This is a genomic window from Pontibacter roseus DSM 17521, from assembly GCF_000373265.1.
GTDB classification, from domain to species: Bacteria; Bacteroidota; Bacteroidia; order Cytophagales; family Hymenobacteraceae; genus Pontibacter; species Pontibacter roseus.
Map to the genome: position 1 here is coordinate 23,974 of NZ_KB890762.1, position 19,263 is coordinate 43,236.

Genomic DNA, 19,263 nt, shown 5'->3' on the forward strand with positions numbered 1-19,263 from the left:
GCCAACAGAAAACATTTCGCGGAAAAGCGGGTTTTATTCTTGCAGATATACTGCATGCATACTATTTTTGATTCATAGCGTGGCTGGCGCTATTCGTCTTCGTAGTCCAGGCCCGCAAACTTGTTGTAGGCCTGCTGCAGCTCTGCAAAGGCGTGCATGTTGCCTTCCTGCCGGCTGATGAGCATGCCTTTCTTGTAGGTCTGCTCGGCCTGTTCGTTTTGGCCCAACTCGGCGTAAAGGCTGGCGGCATGGTAGTAGGTGCCTACGTATCGCTCGTGCTCAGCCAGCAGTTTCTCATAGTATTCCATCGCCTGCTGTGGGTCCGTGGCGCGCAGTTCGGTGGCGATAGCATAGAGCGTGAACGCATCGTTCGGGTCATCTTTCAGAAACTGGAGGAGTTGTTCTAATCTATTCTGAGACATTTCTATTTGGCTATATTTTAACTAACTTCGCAACAAATTTAACTTTTAATAAGCTAACATTTCTAACCATGAAAATATTAGTTTGCATCAGTAACGTTCCGGATACGACATCCAAAATCAACTTTACTGGCGATAATAAGGAATTCGACAAAAACGGCGTACAGTTCGTGATTAACCCATGGGACGAGTATGCTTTGACACGCGCCATCGAGCTGAAAGAAGCCAAAGGCGGTTCGGTTACGGTTCTCAACGTGGGCGAAGCCGACGCGGAGCCTAACATCCGCAAGGCGCTGGCCATCGGTGCCGACGACGCCATACGCGTGAACGCACACCCAAAGGATGCTTACTTCGTGGCACAGCAGATTACTGCCGTGGCCAAAGAAGGCGGCTACGACATGATACTAATGGGCAAGGAGTCCATCGACTACAACGGCTTCCAGGTGCACAACATGGTAGGCGAGATGCTAGGTATACCGTCGGTTACGCCTGCCTTCAAGTTGGACATGGTGGATGACAGCACAGCCCGTCTGGAGCGTGAGATTGAAGGCGGCAAAGAAGTGGTGGAGGTAAAACTTCCTTTCGTAGCCAGCGCCCAACAGCCGATGTGCGAGCCCCGCATCCCGAACATGCGTGGCATCATGACTGCCCGCACCAAGCCTCTGAAAGTGGTAGAGCCCGTGGGCGGAGAGGCGAAATCGGAGTACGTGAACTACAGCAAGCCGGAGAAGAAAAGCGGCGTGAAGATGATAGACGCGGACAACGCCGGTGAATTAATCAAATTGTTAAGAAACGAAGCTAAAGTACTATAATATGTCAGTATTAGTATTTGTAGAAGGTCTGAACGGAGAAATCAAGAAGTCCTCGCTGGAGGCAGCATCATATGGCAGCCAAGTGGCCCAAGCCATGGGTACCACGGCTACGGCAGTGGCCATCGGCGATGTGCACGAAGAGGCGTTAGCGAAGCTGGGAGAGCAGGGCATCAGCAAAGTGTTGTATGATGCAGATGACCGCCTGAAGCAGTTTGTGGCCGATGCCTACGTGAAAGTAATCGCGAAGGCGGCCCAGCAGGAAAACGCTAAGGTGCTGGTTTTCTCCAATTCCAACATCGGTGCGGCCGTAGGCTCCAAGTTGGCTGTCCGTTTGAACGGCTCGCTCGCTACCAACGTGACGGAGCTCCCTAAAATAGAGGGCGGCAGCTTCACGGTGCGTCGCGGTGTGTTCTCAGGCAAAGCCTTTGCCGACGTGAACCTTTCCTCCGATGTGAAAATCATCGCGGTAAAGAAAAACAGCACGGATATCATCAGCAATGGTGGTGGCACAGCTACGGTAGAAAAACTTTCTGCCGACCTGGCTGAGGCTGATTTCGCGGCTGCTCCAAAGGAGACCGTGATGCAGGATACCGATGGCGGCGTATTGCTGCCGGAGGCGGAAATCGTGGTGTCTGGTGGACGCGGTCTGAAAGGCCCTGAGAACTGGCACCTGATTGAGGAGCTCGCCCGCGAACTGGGTGCAGCTACTGCCTGCTCCAAGCCTGTGTCCGACATCGGCTGGCGTCCGCACCACGAACACGTGGGCCAGACAGGTATAACCGTGAGCCCTAACCTGTACATCGCAGTAGGTATATCGGGTGCCATCCAGCACCTGGCCGGGGTTAACTCTTCTAAAGTGATTGTCGTTATTAATAAGGATCCGGAAGCGCCGTTCTTCAAAGCCGCTGATTATGGCATAGTTGGCGATGCGCTGGAGGTGGTTCCTAAATTGATAGAAGCTGCCAAAGCTTTAGACAAATAGACTTAGAAGAGCTTAATTGTGAAAAAAATTCAGTTAGAGATACTCGGGCTCTCATCCAGCCAATCGCAGACGGGGTCGTTTGCCTTGGTGTTAGGGGAGAGAGATGGCAACAGAAGACTGCCTATCATCATAGGCATGTTTGAGGCCCAATCCATCGCGATACAGATAGAGAAGATAAACCCCAACCGACCGCTCACGCACGACCTGTTCAAGACATTTGCCGAGCAGGTGAACGTGAACATTACCGAAATCCTGATTTCGGACCTGAAGGAAGGGGTGTTCTATTCCAAAATCATGTGCACCGATGGGGAGAAGGACTTCGAACTGGACGCACGACCATCTGACGCCATCGCGATAGGGCTGCGTTTTGGGGTTCCTATCTATACGGTGGAGAGCGTGCTGTCAGAGGCAGGCATCATCCTGAGCGACCTGGAGGACGAGGACGAGGAGAACGATGAGATGGCTGTAAAGAGCAGCGCTTCGTCCACTTCTTCTTCATCAAGCGCAAAGGAGCCGCTGAACCAGACCTCAATCGAGGAGTTGAACAAGATGCTCAACGAGGCACTGGAAAAAGAGGACTATGAGCGTGCCGCCAAAATCCGGGACGAGCTGAATAAGCGAAACTGATTGTAACACCACGTATACTAACGGAAAAGTCCTGCCTCGCAAAGGGGCAGGACTTTTTGTTTTATGATATATTCGGCTTACTTTTGGCAAATTTTTAGCCAAAGTATGTTTGATGTTTTTAGAGGTATAATAGGCCTAGTTGTCCTGTTATCAATCGGTTATCTGTTTTCCACCAAAAGGAAGGCAATTGACTGGAAACTGGTTGCCTATGGCGTGTTTCTGCAGCTCCTGTTCGGTGTGCTGGTAACAAAAGTGCCGCTGGTAGCCGATGGATTCGCCTTTGTCAGCAAAGCCTTCGTCAAACTCTTGAGCTTCTCCAACGAGGGGGCCATGTTCCTGTTCGGTAACCTGGCTGACCCAGCCCAAAACGGTGGCCTCGGATTTATCTTCGCCTTCTCTGTACTGCCGACCATCATCTTCTTCTCAGCTGTTTCTTCGGGCCTCTATTACTTGGGAGTGTTGCAGAAAATCGTTTTCGTCATTGCATGGGTCATGTCGAAGGGTATGCGTCTGTCAGGCGCAGAGAGCCTCTCTGCCGCCGGCAACATCTTTATGGGGCAGACAGAGGCCCCGCTGCTGGTGAGGCCCTTCATCTCCCGCATGACGAAGTCAGAGCTGATGTGTTTAATGACCGGAGGTATGGCGACACTGGCCGGCGGCGTGTTAGCGGCCTACGTATCTTTTCTAGGGGGCGGCGACCCTGCGCAACAGGCGATTTTCGCGGCTCACTTACTTACAGCCTCCATCATGAACGCTCCAGCCGGTATTGTCCTGGCTAAAATGCTGGTGCCAGAGACGGAACAGCATAAAATCAATACGAACCTGGAGGTGAACGAAGAGCAGCTTGGCGTAAACCTGATAGATGCCATATCAAAGGGTGCGGCTGATGGTTTGAGACTTGCTGCCAACGTGGGCGGTATGTTGCTGGCCTTTATCGCTGTTATTGGTCTGCTGAACTATATACTTTTGAAAATTGGCGGCGTAACCGGTTTGAATGAGTTGGTGGTTTCCAGTACAGACGGCCGCTTCAACGGTTTCTCATTCCAGTACATCCTGGGTCAGATTTTCCGGGTATTTGCCTTTGTGATGGGTGTGCCTTGGGTGGACACGCTACAGGTGGGTAGCTTACTCGGTCAGAAAACAGCCATCAATGAGTTTGTGGCCTACCTGGACCTTGCCAACATGAAGGAAGCCGGAACCCTCTCCACGAAGTCAATCATCATGGCGACCTATGCGCTCTGCGGGTTCTCCAACTTCAGCTCCATCGCCATACAGGTGGGAGGTATAGGCGGCATGGCTCCTAACCAGCAGGGCAACATTTCCAGGTTGGGACTGCTGTCGCTGCTGGGAGCTTCTATAGCCTGTATGATGTCAGCCACGGTAGCAGGTATGCTGTTCAGCCTGAACTTCTAATCCTATACCTGAATTAATTGAAAAGGCCACCTGCGCTTGCTGTGCAGGTGGCCTTTTCACGTTTACAGGGACTGATTACTTCTTCAGTTCCTGGCTGCCAGCGGCGTCAGAGTGCTCGTGGTTCCGTTCCTCCTCGCGCTCTTCCTCTTCCACCTTCTTGGCGTCGCGCATCAGCCGGTTTGCGAATATGAAGTCGTTGAGCTCTTTGATATCCGTGTCCATGATTTCGTCGCGAGTGCCTTCCCAGAGCTTCTTGCCCTCGTACAGGAACATGATTTTGTCCCCGATTTCAATCACGGAGTTCATATCGTGCGTGACGATGATGGTCGTGATGTTGTACTCCTCTGTTATCTCCTTGATGAGTTCGTCAATCTTGAGGGCCGTCTGCGGATCCAGGCCCGAGTTAGGTTCATCGCAGAAAAGGTAGGTACAATTCGGGGCGATGGCGCGGGCTATACCTACGCGCTTCTTCATACCCCCGCTTATCTCGGAGGGCATCTTTTTGTTGGCGCCTTCCAGGCCCACGCGCTTCAGGCAGAAGTTCACGCGCTCCATGCGCTCCTCCTTACTCATGTCAGTCAGCATCTTGAGCGGAAACTCCACATTCTCCTCCACCGTCATGGAGTCGAAGAGGGCGGATCCCTGGAAGAGCATACCTATCTTGCGTCTTATCTCCTGGCGGATGTCCAGTTTGTTGTTCGTGAAGTAGGTGCCATCAAAGGTGACGCTGCCCAGGTCTGGTTTTATCAGCCCGACGATGCATTTCAGCAGCACGCTTTTGCCAGTGCCGCTGGCGCCCAGCAGCAGGTTGGTCTTGCCGGTCTCAAAGACCCCGCTGACGCCATCCAGCACCTTTTTGCCATTGAAGGCCTTATGTATGTTGTGTATCTCAATCATGTTGTCGTGAAAGACTCCGGTAGCATTAACTCATCCTGCCGGACTTTGTTTAAATAGGGATGGGTGACTACAGCAGCAGGTATGCCAACACGAAGTCTCCTATCAGTATGGCAATCACACTGTTAGTTACAGCCGCCGTGCTCGCTGCGCCTACCTCCAATGCTCCCCCTGAGGTATTATACCCTCTGAAAGAGGAGATGGATGAAATCAGGAAAGCAAATACTACTGATTTAATCAGAGCAAAGACGATGTTATAGGGGATAAACTGGTCGCGTATACCTGTGATGTATTCCTGCGCCGTAATCTCACCGGATAAAGTGCCAGCCAGGTAGCCGCCCGCTATGGACAGGAACATAGCCAGAATCACGAGCATCGGGAAGACCAACAGGGCCGCCAGCACCTTGGGCAGCACCAGGTAAGAAGAGGAGTTGATGCCCATCACCTCCAGCGCGTCCACCTGCTCCGTAATCTGCATGGTGCCCAGGCCTCCTGCAATGCTGGAGCCCACTTTGCCCGCCAGCACGATAGAGGTGATGGTAGGGGCGAGCTCCAGTATCGTCATCTCGCGCACCATGAAACCGATAGTGGAGCGTGGAATGAAGGCGTTGTCGAGGTTGTAGGCCACCTGCACGCAGGTCACTGCCCCAATGAAGGTAGAGACGATGGCCACGATGGCGATGGAGTTAATACCGATAAGAATAGCTTCATCAATGGTTCTGCCGAACAGTATGCGAGCTGATTCCCTGCGGGTGAACAGGCTCGAGAGGAAGAGTAAATATTTGCCTAGGGCTTGCAACATATAGTGTTGTTGTAGGAGTTAAACCAAGGTATTAAACGTGTTTCTAACCAAAAATACTGTTTAAATACCTATATTACGGTAAAATTTGAAAAGACATTCACCTATATCTATATAGACGGCATGCAACGACATATTTTGGTTACAGGCGGCACAAAAGGAATTGGAAGAGCCGTGATTGAGCAATTCGCGAAAGAGGGCTTTCACATCATAACCTGTTCCCGAAACGAAAAGGACCTGCAAAAGTTGAAGCTGGAGATAGAGGAGCGCTATACCTTCTCCAAAGTATTTTACCAGGAGGCCGACCTGAGCGACAAAGGCTCCCTCGACAGCTTCCTTAAATACGTGCATGGCCTGCAGGTGAAAGTGGATGTGCTGGTCAACAACAGCGGCCTCTTTATACCCGGCAAAGTACACGAGGAAGACGACAGCGCCCTTCCGATGATGATCAGCACGAACCTTTACAGTGCCTACTACATCAGCAAAGCCGTTGTGCTGGATATGAAAAAGCGCCGGAGCGGGCATATCTTCAACATGTGTTCCACGGCCAGCATCACCCCGTACACGAATGGCGGTTCATATTGTATTTCTAAATATGCCCTGCTTGGCATGACAAAAGTGCTGCGCGAGGAGATGAAGGAGCACAACGTGCGCGTGACGGCCATTCTGCCGGGCGCCACGCTCACCGCCAGCTGGGAAGGGGTAGACCTGCCGCCGGAGCGCTTCATGCGGGCCGACGATGTTGCTATGGCCATTTATGGTGCCTATACCATGTCACCCAACAGCGTGGTGGAGGAAATCCTCATCCGGCCGCAGCTGGGAGATATATAATACAGAGCGTTTAGGAAGTCTGAAATTTTGAGAGAGGAGGAGTAGCAGGGATGGAAGTAAATAGATGCCTGTATGAAAAAGCTGTACCTGTTAATGCTGGGCCTTTGCTGTGGCTCCATCGCCTACGGGCAGAAAGTGGAGACCAGCGTTTTCCTGAATTCCGGACTTTCCAGGTTTGGAGGTGAATCAGCAGACAAGACGACCTCTGTCTCGATATACAGTTCAGGAACACCAACATATTACAACAACAACCCCTATGGCAGTAGGTTTGCGCTTACCTATGGCGGCGGCCTGCAGGTGCAGTTGGTCGCCTCCAAGGGCTTCCTATTAGGCACGCAGGTCAGTTTTGAGCAGCTGCGGAGCCGCGTTGAGATTGATGTGGTGCATGGGCAATGGACCTGGAGCTCTTCTACATCCCATGCGGCGGATGGGGCTTCTCAGATGAAGGCGAATTTCGTCAATCTGCAGCCATACCTGGGCTGGCGCGTCATGGGCAACGACAAGCTGGATGTAGACCTCACTATGGGTACTGACGTTGGATTAAACCAGAAGATGGCTGAGAAAGGGAAAGCCACAATACAAGATGGTACCACCTTCAGAGCAGACCGGGAATATGACAAGGCAGGTATAGATTTCCGCCCTAGGATAGGGGCTGCTGTTTACAAAGGAAATCTAGGAGCCTCAGTCAGCTACGCTTATGGCCTGACGAATTACCAAGGAAACCTCGATGGTCTCAACTCAAAGGTGTACATGCGCGCGCTCCGGATGGGACTGCACTACAGGCTATAAATTTAATGTACTCGTGTAGGTAAAGCCGAATAAGCCGTTAAAGTATCCAAGGTATAGAATTAAGAAGAACGATGGAATTGAAAGATAAAATTGCCGTAATAACGGGCGTGAGCCGGGGCATTGGCCTGGCTACCGTAGAGGCATTATTAGAGAAAGGCGTGAAAGTGGCGGGTTGGGGCAGAACGGCTCCAGAACTGCAGCATGAGAACTTCACCTTCTTTGACTGCGACGTGCGCCGGGCTGACTCGGTACAGCTGGCTTATAAGCAGACGGTGGAGCAACTGGGCGGCCACATCAACATACTGGTCAACAATGCAGGACTGGGGCGCACGGCCAAACTGGAGGAGCAGAGCCTCGACGACTGGCACCTGATGTTCGACACCAACGTGAACGGACTTTTCTACTGCACCCGCCTGGTCGTGCCTGGTATGAAGGAGATGGAGGAAGGCCACATTATCAACATTTCGTCCATTGCCGGCACGACAGGTATAGAGGAGATGGCCGGGTATTGCGCCACCAAGCATGCCGTGCGCGGTATCTCACATTCGCTCTACAAAGAGGTGCGGGAGTATGGCGTGAAAGTGACCTGCATTTATCCCGGCTCCGTGCAGACCAACTTCTTCGACAACATCGACAGCGTGACGGTGAACGAGAACATGATGCGCCCCGAGGACATCGCCTCCACCATCCTGCACGCGCTGGAGTCTCACCCCAACTACCACCACGTGGATATTGAGGTGCGTCCGCTCATGCCAAAAGGTAAGCGCAGGAAATAACCATAGTATGGCGTGGCTTTTGTAGCTTTGCAGGGAAACGTGTGCCATACAGCCGCATACCTGGTTCTCAGGGTATACGCCTGATTTTTTTAACCGCTACAAATTAGCGCCTGTCAATAGATGTCTGTTGAAGTAAAGAACCTTACAAAGATTTTCGGTACGCAACGTGCCGTAGATGAAATATCCTTTTCGGTGGGGCAGGGGCAAATCCTGGGCTTTCTGGGGCCTAACGGTGCCGGCAAGTCCACCACCATGAAGATTGCTACCTGTTACCTGCCACCAAGCTCCGGTACCGTGCTGGTCAATGGCTACGATGTGGTGCAGGACCCCATGGCCGTGCGCCGTAACGTAGGCTACCTGCCGGAGCACAACCCCCTATACCTGGACATGTACGTGCACGAGTACCTGCAGTTCGTAGCCTCTGTGTATGGCCTGAACGGCCGTCGGTCCAAGGAACGGGTACAGGAGATGGTGGAACTATGTGGCCTGACGCTGGAACAGGGCAAGAAGATTGGCGCACTCTCCAAAGGCTACCGTCAGCGGGTAGGACTGGCGCAGGCGCTGGTGCACGACCCACAGGTGCTCATCCTCGACGAGCCTACCACCGGACTCGACCCTAACCAGATTGTAGAGATACGCGCCCTCATCAAGCGCATCGGGCGGGACAAGACTGTTATCTTCTCTACGCACATCATGCAGGAGGTAACGGCCATCTGCGACCGCGTGGTCATCATCAACCGGGGCAAACTCGTAGCTGACAGTGATGTGGCGAGCTTGCAGGCAGGGGAGCGAAACGAGAAAATCACGCTGGTAGAGTTTGAACAGCCCGTGCCGGTAGAGGCGCTGGAGCAGGTCCCAGGCGTTTTGAACGCTACCTTAGCACAGGGTACCACCTACCGCGTCACCTCACGCCGCGACACCGACATCCGGGCCAACATTTTCCGCATTGCCGCAGAGCGCAACTGGCCGCTCGTAGGCCTGCGCCACGAAGAGAACTCACTCGAGAAGATATTCCAACAGCTGACCAAGAATTAGAAATAATGGATTATGAATTTATGATTGTGAGCCTGTCAAGCCCATCCTAATTCATCATTCAGCATTCATAATTGAAATATAATGCTCGCTATACTTAAGAAAGAATTTAACGGCTTCCTCAACACCCTGATTGCGTACATCGTCATCATGGTGTTCCTGGTGGCTATAGGCATGTTCATGTGGGTCTTCCCCGAGACGAACGTGATGGACTACGGCTTTGCCGACATGCAGACGCTTTTCAATATGGCTCCCTGGCTGTTTCTGTTCCTGATTCCGGCTATCACCATGCGTACCTTTGCCGAGGAGAAGCGTGAGGGCACCATCGAGCTGCTGCTCACCAAGCCCATCTCAGACCTGCAACTCATCCTGGGTAAATACTTCGCGGCCCTACTGCTGGCGCTGTTCGCGCTCATCCCTACGCTGTTGTACTACTACACCGTGTATGAGCTCGGCAACCCGCAAGGCAACGTGGATTCCGCCGCAGTGGTCGGTTCCTACCTGGGGCTGATTTTTCTGGCAGGTGTGTTTGCGGCTATCGGAGTGTTTGCCTCCTCCGTGTCTGATAACCAGATTATCTCCTTTGTGATTGCCATTTTCCTGTGCTACATCATCTATGCCGGCTTCGAGCTGATTGCCTCTATACCTGTTTGGGGCAGCTACGGCTACCTCATCAGCCAATTGGGCATTTCCTACCACTATACGGCCATCAGCAAAGGGCTCATCGATTCGCGTGATGTGCTCTACTTCCTGAGTGTCATCGCCATCATGGTTCTATCAACTAAACTTGTTTTGAGCAGCAGAAAATGGTAACCGAGCAAGTGCAGACACACAAAAGCCGCCGCAGCCGCGACCTGACCCGCTACCTGGTAGGTATAGCAGGCGTCGTGCTGCTGAACATCTTGGCCGCTAATTTCTTCTTCCGCCTGGACCTGACCGAGGACAAACGCTATACCATCTCGCCTGTCACCAAGCAATTGCTGCAGGAACTACCGGAGCCGGTTTATGTGGAGGTATACCTGGAAGGCGATTTCCCGGCGGGGTTCAAGCGCCTGCAGCAATCGGTCCGCGAGACGCTGGACGAGTTCCGAATCTACGCGGGTGGTAATGTGCAATACGAGTTTATTGACCCCAACGCAATAACGGATGAAAAGGAGCGGGTGGCGTTCTTCCAGCAGCTGGCCGAGAAAGGCATACAGCCGACCAACTTGCGCGCCACTGAAGGCGGCAAGCAGGTGGAGCGCCTCGTGTTCCCGGGTGCGCGGGTGATGTACAAGGGCAAAGAAACTTCTGTAACGCTGCTCAAGGGCAACTTGGCGGCCTCAGCCGATGAGCGCCTGAACCAGTCGGTAGAAGGGGTGGAGTATGAACTGGCCACGGCCATACGCAAAATGGCCTTCCCCGGCAGCCGTACCATCGGCTACATCAGCGGGCATGGCGAGCTGGAGATGCAGCAGGTGACCGATCTGTTAGGCTCGCTGCAGGAGTTCTACCGCGTGGCACGGGGCGAGCTGCCAGAGATTCCATCGCTGCAGGGCCTCGACCTGATTATAGTGGCCAAACCGGAGGCTGCTTTCACAGAAGCCGACAAGTATAAAATTGACCAGTTCATCATGAATGGGGGCAAAGCGGTGTTCTTCGTGGATGCCCTTAACGCCAACATGGACAGCGTAGGGGCAGGCGGCATGTTTGCGATGCCGTACAACCTCAACCTCGACGACTTGCTGTTCCGCTATGGTGTGCGCCTCAACCCGACCATGGTCATGGACCTTAACTCTGGTTTTGTCCCAATGGTGACCGGTTATGCAGGCGAGCGGCCACAGACCGAGATGATAAACTGGCGTTTCTACCCGCTGCTCAACAATTTCGCCAAGCACCCCATCACCCGCAACATCGATGCGGTCTATTCCCGCTTCATTGGCACCATTGACACGGTCAAAGCCGATGGCATACGCAAGACGCCGCTCCTCTATACTTCAACCTACTCCCGCGTGATGCAGGCGCCGGTGCCGCTCACCCTGGAAGAGGCACGTATGGAGGTGAAGCCGGAGCAGTATCAGGCAGGGCAGCAACCGGTGGGCTATTTATTGGAAGGCGCTTTCACGTCGCTTTTCAAAAACAGACGAGCCCCACAAGGTGCGGAGAACACGCAGGTAAAAGAAACAGGCGTTCCCACCAAAATTGCAGTTTTCTCAGATGGCGACCTGGTACGCAACGATGTGAACCCCCGCACCGGGCAGGCCTATGAGTTAGGCTTCGACCGCTACAACAACGTGAAGTTCGCCAACAAGGAACTGGCCATGAACACCATCCACTACCTGCTAGACTCCGAAGGACTGATAAACGTGCGGAGCAAGGAAATACAGCTCCGGCCATTGGACAAAGTGCGGGTGAAGGAGGAGCGTACCTACTGGCAACTGCTGAACCTGGTGGCGCCCATCGTGCTGCTGGCCCTTTTTGGCGTTACTCGATACTATTTGCGAAAGCGCAGGTATGAGCGCTTCTGATTTTTTTGTTTTTATATTAAGAAATAGTGAAAAAGCAGCGCTGATACGAATAGTATAAATGCGAAATATTTTTAACTTTGTCCAAATAACATTATAGCTATACATAATGAAATTCATCGTCTCTTCTTCTGCTCTCCTGAAGCAGTTAGCCAGCATAAACGGTGTGGTGACCAACAACCCGGTGGTGCCCATCCTTGAAAACTTTCTGTTCGAAATCAACGACAGCACGCTGACCATCACCGCCAGTGACCTGGAGACATCCATGATTACAGAATTGCAGGTGGAGGCGAAGGAGAGTGGCCGCATTGCCGCTCCTGCCAAGATTCTAATAGAGACGCTGAAGAACCTGCCCGATCAGCCGGTTACCTTTACCATTGACGAAGAGACCTATACCATTGAAATCAGCTCTGCCAATGGCCGCTACAAGCTGTCTGGCGAGAACGCAACCGATTTCCCACGTGTACCAGTGGTGAAAGGCGGCAGCGCGATTGAGATACCATCCAACGTGTTGGCCCGTGCTATCAACAAGACCATCTTCGCGGTGAGCAACGATGAGCTGCGCCCGGCCATGACAGGTATATTCGTGCAGCTGCGCTCTAACAATGTGACGTTTGTGGCCACTGATGGGCACCGTCTGCTGCGTTTCCGCCGCACGGACCTGGGAACTGGCCAGGAGGCTTCCCTGATTATTCCACGCAAGGCCTTCACGTTGCTGAAGTCCACGCTGCCATCCGAGGCGACGGCTGTTCGTATGGAGTTCAACCAGTCCAACGCTTTCTTCAGCTTCGACAACATCCGCATGATTTGCCGCCTGATTGACGAGCGCTACCCGGATTACGAGAACGTGATTCCGGCCCAGAACCCGAACAAACTGGTGATCGACCGTGCCTCTCTGCTGAGCTCTGTGCGTCGTATCTCCATCTACTCCAACAAAACCACGCACCAGATTCGCCTGAAACTTTCTGGTTCTGAGATGCAGGTGTCTGCCGAGGATTTGGACTTCTCCAATGAAGCGAACGAGCGCCTGACTTGCCAGTACGACGGCGAGGACATGGAAATCGGCTTCAACGCCAAGTTCCTGATTGAGATGCTCAACAACATAGACTCAGATGAAATCTCTTTTGAGCTGTCTACGCCGAACCGTGCTGGTCTGCTGATGCCGCTCGCCAATGAGGACAATGAGAATGTTCTGATGCTGGTGATGCCTGTTATGCTGAACAATTACGTATAAGTATATAATTTCTCCTAATGCAGAAAGGCGGCCCATTTGGGCCGCCTTTCCTGTTTCTATACCTAAACCTATACCTATACCATTCCTTACTTCACCTGCTGTAGCTTGATGTAAACCGGGAAGTGGTCGCTGTAACCGCCCAGGTACAAGGAACCGGAGTAGCTGCGGCGTGGTGTGTCTTTATACTTGCCAAACGTGAATTTAGAGAACTCCGGGTCGTGTATGGTGGCAGAACCACGTACGAATTCCAGACCGCTGCCGCTCAGGAACGATTTTGAAATGAGAATCTGGTCTAGCATCTGGTTGTCGTTGCGGGTATGGAAGCTACCTCTGCCTTGGATGTACCACAGATAGAAGGTATTGAACAATTCATTCTGATAAGCCGGATTGGGGCGTCCTGTGGCACGGAGAACACGTTCCATTGTAGTTGACTTGGGTTCATCGGCAAAGTCTCCCAAAACCAGGATATGCGCGTTCTTGTCGGCCTTCAGTTGGGTGTCAATGTGCCCGCGCAGCGCGGCAGCAGCAGCGAGGCGGCGGGAGTCACCCAGGCTGGCACTGCCTCTGTCCTCAGGCCAGTGGTTCACGTAAACAGTCACCGGCTGCCCCTGCAACATGCCCTTCACCTGCAGGATATCGCGGGAAGCAAATCCTTTCTCCTGAAATTTGATGGGCAGGCTAGTCTGTGCCGTGGGTTTGAACACCCTGGGGTTGTAGAGCAGCGCTACATCCAGTCCCTCCGGGTCAGGGGAGTCGTAGTGGATGATGTCGTAGCGCCGCTTCCGCAGGGGCGAGGAGGCCACCAAATCTTCCAGCACCTGGCGGTTTTCCACCTCACACAGGCCCAGGAGTACAGGTGGACTGTCCTTCCCACCAATCGACTCAATAACTGTAGCTAGGTTCTTGATTTTAGTCTTGTACCGGTCTTCGTCCCATTGCATGAGCCCATCTGGTGTGAAGCCATCATCGTCTGCTTTCGGGTCGTTGCGGGTATCGTACAGGTTCTCGGTGTTGTAGAAGGCTACCGTATGTAGCTTGGGAGTCCGCTGCAGGGTAGGGGCTATTCTGGCGCATCCAGAGAGCATGGCTAGAGTAAAAAGAAAAAAGAAGGTTTTTATTCCGTGGCGCATCGCGTAACTTTGTACTTGGTTTTAGTATTCAAGCATAGTACGAGACATATATAGCACAAAGTTTAAAAGAAGCGAAAATGAAGAAGTCAGAGATATACTTTAGTATAGCATTGGATGAGCAGCGTGTGCCGGAAGTCATCAGCTGGCGCGCCACCGACGCAGGCGAGAAAATACACTTTGCCAAGGCCATCAACATCTCCTTGTGGGACCGCGACGAGGCAGGCACCATGAAGATTGACCTGTGGACCAAAGACATGCCCATAGACGAGATGAAGTATTTCTACATAGATACCATTGGTGCCATGGCCCAGAGCATTGCCACTGCTACCAGCGACAAAGTAATGGCTGATAAGATGCGTGCGCTCTGCGAAGAGCTCATGAGCCATGTAGAAGAGGAACGCAAGCAGCAGAATAACTAATCGCTAATAAATAAAAAAAGCCGCCTGAATGGGCGGCTTTTTCATTATCACAAGTTAAGTTTTTGCGGTGTGCTAGTTGCCAGCAGAGGCCAAAGAGCCTGCAGAGGCTTTTCTATTGGCTTTCTCATTAGAGGCCAGGTTCTCAGAACCCTGCTCTGTGATGCTTGCCATGAACTCTTTGTCAACCTTAGAATATACCTTACGGTCACCGAAGTAGTCGTTGTACTGCACAGTGCTCAGAACATCTTCCAGCTCTATGTCTCGGGTTGCCAGAACGGCCTTGCACTGCTCGTCAATCAGCTGCTGGTTGCCGTTATATTTTTGCTCAATCTCAGTAATCTGAGCTGCCACATCCATGTTGATGGCTCTTACCCTGTTTGCCTGGTAGTTGTTCAGGCGAAGCTCCCGGATCATCTGTTCAGATAAGTGATTGGCGCGTTTCTCTGCAATCAGGGCAGTGTTACCTGTAGCAGCCGCTCCAAAGGCTATTCCGAAAACCATAAATGTCATTACCAGTAGCTTTTTCATAATCGTAGTGTTTTGTCTGTGTGTGTTTCTTTGTGCTCTTCCTGCTCTTTTAGAAGCGGAAGTAGTAGTAAAACGGTTGAAGTTGTGAAATGATTCCGCTATACCTCAAAAATGTTTACATGTGATTTACTGCAGAAATAATGCCAAAAAAGGCCAAATAAGAGAATTATTTGGCCTTTTTCGATAAATAGCTGGCAGTATTTACCAGTTGTTTTTCCACATCATTGACTCCACCGGACGCATGGTGCGGTTATTATACTTAGCGCCTTCTTTTGTGTTGTAGTAGTTTTCGATGCCCCCTTTCACCTCAAAATAGATGAGCTGGCCAATTGGCATGCCATAGTACACCCGTACTGATTGCGTCACTGAAATCTCCAGCGTCCAGGTGTTGCAGAAGCCTACATCGCCTTTGCCGGCAGTGGCGTGTATGTCTATACCCAAGCGGCCTACGCTGGACTTACCCTCTAGGAAAGGAACGTGCGCATGCGTTTCTGTATACTCCAATGTAACACCCAGGTATAGCGTGCCCGGCTGCAGCACAAAACCCTCCTCCGGAATCTCGAACACGTCAATCTCGTTGTGGTGGCGCGCATCCAGCACCTCATTGCGGTAGGTGGCCAGGTAGCGACCCAAGTGTACGTCGTAGGAATTAGTCCCGAGGCCAGAGCGCCTGAACGGTTCAATCAGAATGGTTCCTTTCTCAATCTCCTCTAAAATCTGCTTATCAGTTAATATCATGGGGGTGCACAGTTATGAGTGTAAAAGTAAGCAAAAAGGATGAATTGCTAATTTGTTGTCAGTGAATTGTTACGACAGCGATGTGCCATCTGCCAGTCGAGCAGCCTTACAGTCTATAGGAGCCTATTTTGATTGTAGGTATAGGAATGAGCAAAAACAAAAGCGGCAGCCCCTGCCAGGAGCCGCCGCTTGCAATTCATAAACAGGTATGCCGAATTATCTGGCTGCTTCTTCCAGTGCCTCGCGGTTTGCCTGCAGGTACTCCTGCACCAGGTCATCGGTGATGGCCGTGGACACAAAAAGGGACTCGTATTGGGAAGGCGCCAAATAGATGCCGCGCTGCAACATGCTGTTAAAGTACCGCCCGAATTGCGCCGTGTCGGACGTCTTGGCGCTTTCGAAGTCAGTCACAGGCTGCTCCGTGAAGAAAATGCTGAACATGGAGCCAACGTGGTTGATGGTGTAGTTCAGGCCCAGTTGCTGCATGTTCTCCCGCATGCCAGTCACCATGCTGCTCGTCGTCTGCTCCAGGTTGGTGTATACCTCCCGGTGGCTTTGCAGGTACTGCAGCATGGCCATGCCTGCTGACATCGCAATGGGGTTACCGGACAAAGTGCCTGCCTGGTATACCGGACCAGCCGGTGCCACAAAATCCATAATTTCTTTTTTGCCACCGTAGGCACCAACCGGCATACCTCCACCGATGATTTTGCCGAGAGTTGTCATGTCCGGAGTCACGCCGTAAAGCTGCTGCGCACCGCCTGGCGCAAGCCGGAAGCCAGTCATCACCTCATCAAAAATGAGGACAATGCCCTCTTTGGTGCACAGGTCACGCAGGCCCTGCAGGAATCCGGGAGCAGGAAGTACCAGCCCCATGTTGCCAGCCACAGGCTCCAGAATGATGGCGGCTATCTGATTTTTGTTTGCCTCCACCAATGTCTTCACTGCCTCTAGGTCGTTGAACGGGGCAGTGAGTGTATCAGCGGCCACGCCCTGCGTCACGCCGGGGCTATCAGGCACGCCTAAGGTAATGGCACCGCTGCCGGCCGCAATCAAAAAAGAGTCGCCGTGACCGTGGTAGCAGCCTTCGAACTTAATCATCTTGTTGCGCCCGGTATACCCCCGGGCCACGCGTATAGCCGACATGGTGGCCTCAGTGCCTGAGTTCACCATGCGCACCTTCTCAATGGAAGGAACCAGGTCGACAATCAGCTCTGCAATCTCGATTTCCTTACGGGTTGGCGCTCCGAATGAGAGCGAATCAGGTATGGCTTTCTGCACGGCTTCCTGCACGATATCAGCAGCATGGCCCAGAATCATGGGTCCCCATGAATTGATGAGCTCTATGTAGCGGTTGCCATCTTCATCGAACATGTACGCTCCCTTGGCCGAGACCATGAAACGAGGGTTACCCCCTACAGCTCTGAAAGCGCGGACAGGCGAGTTTACCCCGCCAGGTATGGAGTGCTGGGCACGCTGGAACAGTTCTTCGCTTATTGGTGCTATTTTCATTGTATAGATGCTTGGTTATTATAGATTCCATAAATCAGGTATAGCGGGTAGGCTTTTCCTCTACCGGATTAGAATACCGGGTTCACAACTGTGAGCTGCAGGTTCTCTAGCTTGGTGATAGGGATGTACTGGTTATCGCGCTTCACCTCCTGGCGCGCAGCTTTGTCTGCGTAGCCTATACCCGGGTAAAACACGCCCGACTTCAGCCCATCGGTGGCCAGTGCCTGGTTGAAGCGCGGGCCGTAGTTTTGCAGCAGCGTTCCGAAATAGTAGAGCATCTCGAAACCAGCGTAGGCATAAATGGAGGGCGGCATGTTATACCTGGCAGCGTATTTACGCTTGAATCGGTTGACAGCTGGGTTCAATTGGTCCACATATTTGGGACTCACGAAGTATACCTCCAGGTTGTCAAGCTGGCGCAGGGTGATTTGCCCAATACCCAACCAGTTCTCGTAGGTCATCAGGGGTAGGGTAGAGGCCCTTGCCTGCAGCGTGCTGATGGCGTTCACGGCAGCGGTCATCTTGTCTGAGAACACGGCCAGGTGCCCTACATCGTCCAGGTTCAGATTTTTGAAAATAGTGGCTGTGGCAGAGCCCTGGCTCGAATTCAGCTTTTTGTAGGTTTTCACTTTGCCCCCCAACTTCACGAACTGCTGTCTGTAATGGAAGGCGTAGGTGGTGTCGTCTTTGTCGCGCTCAAACAGGATGATGGCTGTTTTGGTAGGAAAGCTGTTGAAAGCGAAAGTAGCAGCCTGTTGCGCCTGTGTAGCGATGGAAGACTCGAACAAGAACAGGTTCGGGTTACTGCCTGCCACTTCCAGGTCCTGAGACAGCGGGTTTACCACGTTCACATTGTGCTCGGCTGCAAAACGAGCTGCTATTTTGGCGGACGATTTGTAAACCGGACCAATTATCAGGTCCATCTGCCGTAACTCGGGTGTATCAAGGATGCGCTTCACGGCGGTGGTGTCAGCACCGGCATCGTAGGCATACAAGTTGATGTGGATGCCTTGTCGCTTTAAGGAGTCCTGCGCCATCTTCATGCCTGCGTACAGGTCGGTGGCGAACTGGTTCTTTCTGGCAGACTGCCCCAGGTCCTGGTTCAGTTGGAAAGGCATAAGGGCTGCCACGCTGTAGGCCTGTTTGCGCATGACATTTGCACTCAGGTAGCGGTCCCGGTCCAGCTTGTGTCTGGAAACTATGCTCTCTAATGTAGCCCTGTCCTGAGGCCTGTACCAACCTGCCAGCAGCTTATCGGCAAATGCCTGGGCCAGTACCTTGTCGTCAGGGTAAAGCTGCAGGAGCCGCTCAAACGTGGCTCTGTCTGCCAGTCCACTCAAGTAAAAGCGCTTCAGGCCTTCTGCGTCAGACGTGATGCGGGAAGACCGGATGTCGTTCAGTTGGGCTAGTGCCTGCTCGTGATTTCCTTGCTCAAAGAGCACGTTAGCCAACAGGTAGCTGGCTTCTTCCTGACTTGGCCATTGGGGGTGTTGCTGCTTGAGTTGCTGCAGCATGCGCTGCGCCTCCGTCAATTTACCAGATTTGAGTGCTGCGAGGGAGTACAGGTAGGATGCTTCTGGTGCGTAGGGGGTACTGGCGCTGGTGATGGGCAGGAGCTCTGCCATGGCCTTGGCATACTGCTGTTGGTCTAGCAATATTTTGCCGTTGTTATACGTGGTGCCGTAATCCTGCTGCGCCTGCGCCGGCAGTGCCAGGGCACCCACAAGCAGTATCCCTGCTAGCCGCTTTAAAAAGCTTCCTTTCATGTTCAGTATAATTTAGAAAGAGCGAATGAGTGATTGGGTGAATTTTGCTTTGATTCTC

The 19,263-nt window shown here is 52.5% G+C and carries 20 protein-coding genes; 12 read left to right on the forward strand and 8 right to left on the reverse strand.

Annotated elements, in window-relative coordinates:
- Positions 1-89: 89 nt before the first annotated feature.
- A complete protein-coding gene (locus B051_RS0106530) occupies positions 90-422 on the reverse strand; it encodes a tetratricopeptide repeat protein (protein WP_018477380.1) in 333 nt (110 codons plus the stop codon).
- Between the two features lie 68 nt (positions 423-490).
- On the opposite strand from B051_RS0106530, the gene B051_RS0106535 reads away from it, so the two are divergent.
- From B051_RS0106535 to B051_RS0106550, 4 genes are all read left to right on the forward strand, one after another.
- Positions 491-1,231, forward strand: coding sequence for an electron transfer flavoprotein subunit beta/FixA family protein (locus tag B051_RS0106535; RefSeq protein WP_018477381.1), 741 nt, complete (start codon positions 491-493; stop codon positions 1,229-1,231).
- A gap of 1 nt (position 1,232) precedes the next feature.
- Positions 1,233-2,213: an electron transfer flavoprotein subunit alpha/FixB family protein gene (locus B051_RS0106540; protein ID WP_018477382.1), complete on the forward strand. Its 981-nt coding sequence runs from the start codon at positions 1,233-1,235 to the stop codon at positions 2,211-2,213.
- A gap of 18 nt (positions 2,214-2,231) precedes the next feature.
- Entirely contained in the window at positions 2,232-2,840 is a 609-nt protein-coding gene (locus B051_RS0106545; RefSeq protein ID WP_018477383.1) for a bifunctional nuclease family protein, read from the forward strand.
- Positions 2,841-2,945: 105 nt separating this feature from the next.
- On the forward strand, positions 2,946-4,253 hold the full coding sequence (locus B051_RS0106550; RefSeq protein WP_018477384.1) for a NupC/NupG family nucleoside CNT transporter: 1,308 nt from the start codon (positions 2,946-2,948) through the stop codon (positions 4,251-4,253).
- 75 nt (positions 4,254-4,328) lie between these two features.
- On the opposite strand, the gene B051_RS0106555 is transcribed toward B051_RS0106550, so the two are convergent.
- Together B051_RS0106555 and B051_RS0106560 are read right to left on the reverse strand one after the other, a co-directional pair.
- Positions 4,329-5,150 (reverse strand): ABC transporter ATP-binding protein, encoded by an 822-nt coding sequence (locus tag B051_RS0106555; protein ID WP_018477385.1) that lies wholly within the window; start codon positions 5,148-5,150, stop codon positions 4,329-4,331.
- Between the two features lie 67 nt (positions 5,151-5,217).
- Positions 5,218-5,949 (reverse strand): MlaE family ABC transporter permease, encoded by a 732-nt coding sequence (locus B051_RS0106560; RefSeq protein ID WP_018477386.1) that lies wholly within the window; start codon positions 5,947-5,949, stop codon positions 5,218-5,220.
- A 120-nt stretch (positions 5,950-6,069) separates the two neighbouring features.
- Here B051_RS0106560 and B051_RS0106565 point away from each other — a divergent pair, with 120 nt between their 5' ends.
- The 7 genes from B051_RS0106565 to dnaN all read left to right on the forward strand — a co-directional run bounded on the left by B051_RS0106565 (position 6,070) and on the right by dnaN (position 13,112).
- A complete protein-coding gene (locus tag B051_RS0106565) occupies positions 6,070-6,777 on the forward strand; it encodes an SDR family oxidoreductase (protein WP_026236229.1) in 708 nt (235 codons plus the stop codon).
- A gap of 72 nt (positions 6,778-6,849) precedes the next feature.
- On the forward strand, positions 6,850-7,566 hold the full coding sequence (locus B051_RS0106570; protein WP_018477388.1) for an outer membrane beta-barrel protein: 717 nt from the start codon (positions 6,850-6,852) through the stop codon (positions 7,564-7,566).
- A 71-nt stretch (positions 7,567-7,637) separates the two neighbouring features.
- A complete protein-coding gene (locus B051_RS0106575) occupies positions 7,638-8,342 on the forward strand; it encodes an SDR family oxidoreductase (RefSeq protein ID WP_018477389.1) in 705 nt (234 codons plus the stop codon).
- Between the two features lie 120 nt (positions 8,343-8,462).
- Positions 8,463-9,377, forward strand: coding sequence for a gliding motility-associated ABC transporter ATP-binding subunit GldA (gene gldA, locus B051_RS0106580; RefSeq protein WP_018477390.1), 915 nt, complete (start codon positions 8,463-8,465; stop codon positions 9,375-9,377).
- An 81-nt stretch (positions 9,378-9,458) separates the two neighbouring features.
- Positions 9,459-10,187, forward strand: a complete 729-nt coding sequence (gldF, locus tag B051_RS0106585; RefSeq protein WP_018477391.1) for a gliding motility-associated ABC transporter permease subunit GldF — start codon at positions 9,459-9,461, stop codon at positions 10,185-10,187.
- A complete protein-coding gene (gene gldG, locus B051_RS0106590) occupies positions 10,181-11,881 on the forward strand; it encodes a gliding motility-associated ABC transporter substrate-binding protein GldG (RefSeq protein WP_018477392.1) in 1,701 nt (566 codons plus the stop codon). The genes gldF and gldG overlap by 7 nt, the downstream gene beginning before the upstream one ends.
- Before the next feature lie 106 nt (positions 11,882-11,987).
- Positions 11,988-13,112, forward strand: a complete 1,125-nt coding sequence (gene dnaN, locus B051_RS0106595; RefSeq protein WP_018477393.1) for a DNA polymerase III subunit beta — start codon at positions 11,988-11,990, stop codon at positions 13,110-13,112.
- Between the two features lie 86 nt (positions 13,113-13,198).
- Here the strand turns inward: dnaN and B051_RS0106600 are convergent, their stop codons facing one another.
- Positions 13,199-14,197 (reverse strand): endonuclease/exonuclease/phosphatase family protein, encoded by a 999-nt coding sequence (locus B051_RS0106600; RefSeq protein WP_071594874.1) that lies wholly within the window; start codon positions 14,195-14,197, stop codon positions 13,199-13,201.
- Between the two features lie 122 nt (positions 14,198-14,319).
- Here B051_RS0106600 and gldC point away from each other — a divergent pair, with 122 nt between their 5' ends.
- Positions 14,320-14,661 carry a gliding motility protein GldC gene (gene gldC / locus B051_RS0106605; RefSeq protein ID WP_018477395.1) on the forward strand — a complete coding sequence of 114 codons (342 nt, stop codon included), beginning with the start codon at positions 14,320-14,322 and terminating at the stop codon, positions 14,659-14,661.
- Positions 14,662-14,733: 72 nt separating this feature from the next.
- On the opposite strand, the gene B051_RS0106610 is transcribed toward gldC, so the two are convergent.
- The 4 genes from B051_RS0106610 to B051_RS0106625 all read right to left on the reverse strand — a co-directional run bounded on the left by B051_RS0106610 (position 14,734) and on the right by B051_RS0106625 (position 19,205).
- Positions 14,734-15,189 carry a hypothetical protein gene (locus B051_RS0106610; RefSeq protein ID WP_018477396.1) on the reverse strand — a complete coding sequence of 152 codons (456 nt, stop codon included), beginning with the start codon at positions 15,187-15,189 and terminating at the stop codon, positions 14,734-14,736.
- Between the two features lie 201 nt (positions 15,190-15,390).
- Positions 15,391-15,927 carry a dCTP deaminase gene (gene dcd / locus B051_RS0106615; RefSeq protein ID WP_018477397.1) on the reverse strand — a complete coding sequence of 179 codons (537 nt, stop codon included), beginning with the start codon at positions 15,925-15,927 and terminating at the stop codon, positions 15,391-15,393.
- Between the two features lie 216 nt (positions 15,928-16,143).
- The gene (gene hemL / locus B051_RS0106620; RefSeq protein ID WP_018477398.1) at positions 16,144-17,439 is read right to left on the reverse strand and encodes a glutamate-1-semialdehyde 2,1-aminomutase; all 1,296 of its coding nucleotides are present in this window, start codon (positions 17,437-17,439) and stop codon (positions 16,144-16,146) included.
- Positions 17,440-17,507: 68 nt separating this feature from the next.
- On the reverse strand, positions 17,508-19,205 hold the full coding sequence (locus tag B051_RS0106625; RefSeq protein ID WP_071594859.1) for an ABC transporter substrate-binding protein: 1,698 nt from the start codon (positions 19,203-19,205) through the stop codon (positions 17,508-17,510).
- Positions 19,206-19,263 lie beyond the last annotated feature (58 nt).

Coding starts and splice junctions, on each gene's coding strand:
- B051_RS0106540 (WP_018477382.1), top strand. CDS start 1,233: ATGTCAGTATTAGTATTTGTAGAAGGTCTGAACGGAGAAATCAAGAAG.
- B051_RS0106625 (WP_071594859.1), bottom strand. CDS start 19,205: ATGAAAGGAAGCTTTTTAAAGCGGCTAGCAGGGATACTGCTTGTGGGT.
- gldF (WP_018477391.1), top strand. CDS start 9,459: ATGCTCGCTATACTTAAGAAAGAATTTAACGGCTTCCTCAACACCCTG.
- B051_RS0106565 (WP_026236229.1), top strand. CDS start 6,070: ATGCAACGACATATTTTGGTTACAGGCGGCACAAAAGGAATTGGAAGA.
- B051_RS0106530 (WP_018477380.1), bottom strand. CDS start 422: ATGTCTCAGAATAGATTAGAACAACTCCTCCAGTTTCTGAAAGATGAC.
- B051_RS0106560 (WP_018477386.1), bottom strand. CDS start 5,949: ATGTTGCAAGCCCTAGGCAAATATTTACTCTTCCTCTCGAGCCTGTTC.
- B051_RS0106575 (WP_018477389.1), top strand. CDS start 7,638: ATGGAATTGAAAGATAAAATTGCCGTAATAACGGGCGTGAGCCGGGGC.
- B051_RS0106550 (WP_018477384.1), top strand. CDS start 2,946: ATGTTTGATGTTTTTAGAGGTATAATAGGCCTAGTTGTCCTGTTATCA.
- B051_RS0106535 (WP_018477381.1), top strand. CDS start 491: ATGAAAATATTAGTTTGCATCAGTAACGTTCCGGATACGACATCCAAA.
- B051_RS0106600 (WP_071594874.1), bottom strand. CDS start 14,197: ATGCTCTCTGGATGCGCCAGAATAGCCCCTACCCTGCAGCGGACTCCC.
- B051_RS0106555 (WP_018477385.1), bottom strand. CDS start 5,150: ATGATTGAGATACACAACATACATAAGGCCTTCAATGGCAAAAAGGTG.
- B051_RS0106570 (WP_018477388.1), top strand. CDS start 6,850: ATGAAAAAGCTGTACCTGTTAATGCTGGGCCTTTGCTGTGGCTCCATC.
- gldC (WP_018477395.1), top strand. CDS start 14,320: ATGAAGAAGTCAGAGATATACTTTAGTATAGCATTGGATGAGCAGCGT.
- B051_RS0106610 (WP_018477396.1), bottom strand. CDS start 15,189: ATGAAAAAGCTACTGGTAATGACATTTATGGTTTTCGGAATAGCCTTT.
- dnaN (WP_018477393.1), top strand. CDS start 11,988: ATGAAATTCATCGTCTCTTCTTCTGCTCTCCTGAAGCAGTTAGCCAGC.
- dcd (WP_018477397.1), bottom strand. CDS start 15,927: ATGATATTAACTGATAAGCAGATTTTAGAGGAGATTGAGAAAGGAACC.
- hemL (WP_018477398.1), bottom strand. CDS start 17,439: ATGAAAATAGCACCAATAAGCGAAGAACTGTTCCAGCGTGCCCAGCAC.
- gldA (WP_018477390.1), top strand. CDS start 8,463: ATGTCTGTTGAAGTAAAGAACCTTACAAAGATTTTCGGTACGCAACGT.
- gldG (WP_018477392.1), top strand. CDS start 10,181: ATGGTAACCGAGCAAGTGCAGACACACAAAAGCCGCCGCAGCCGCGAC.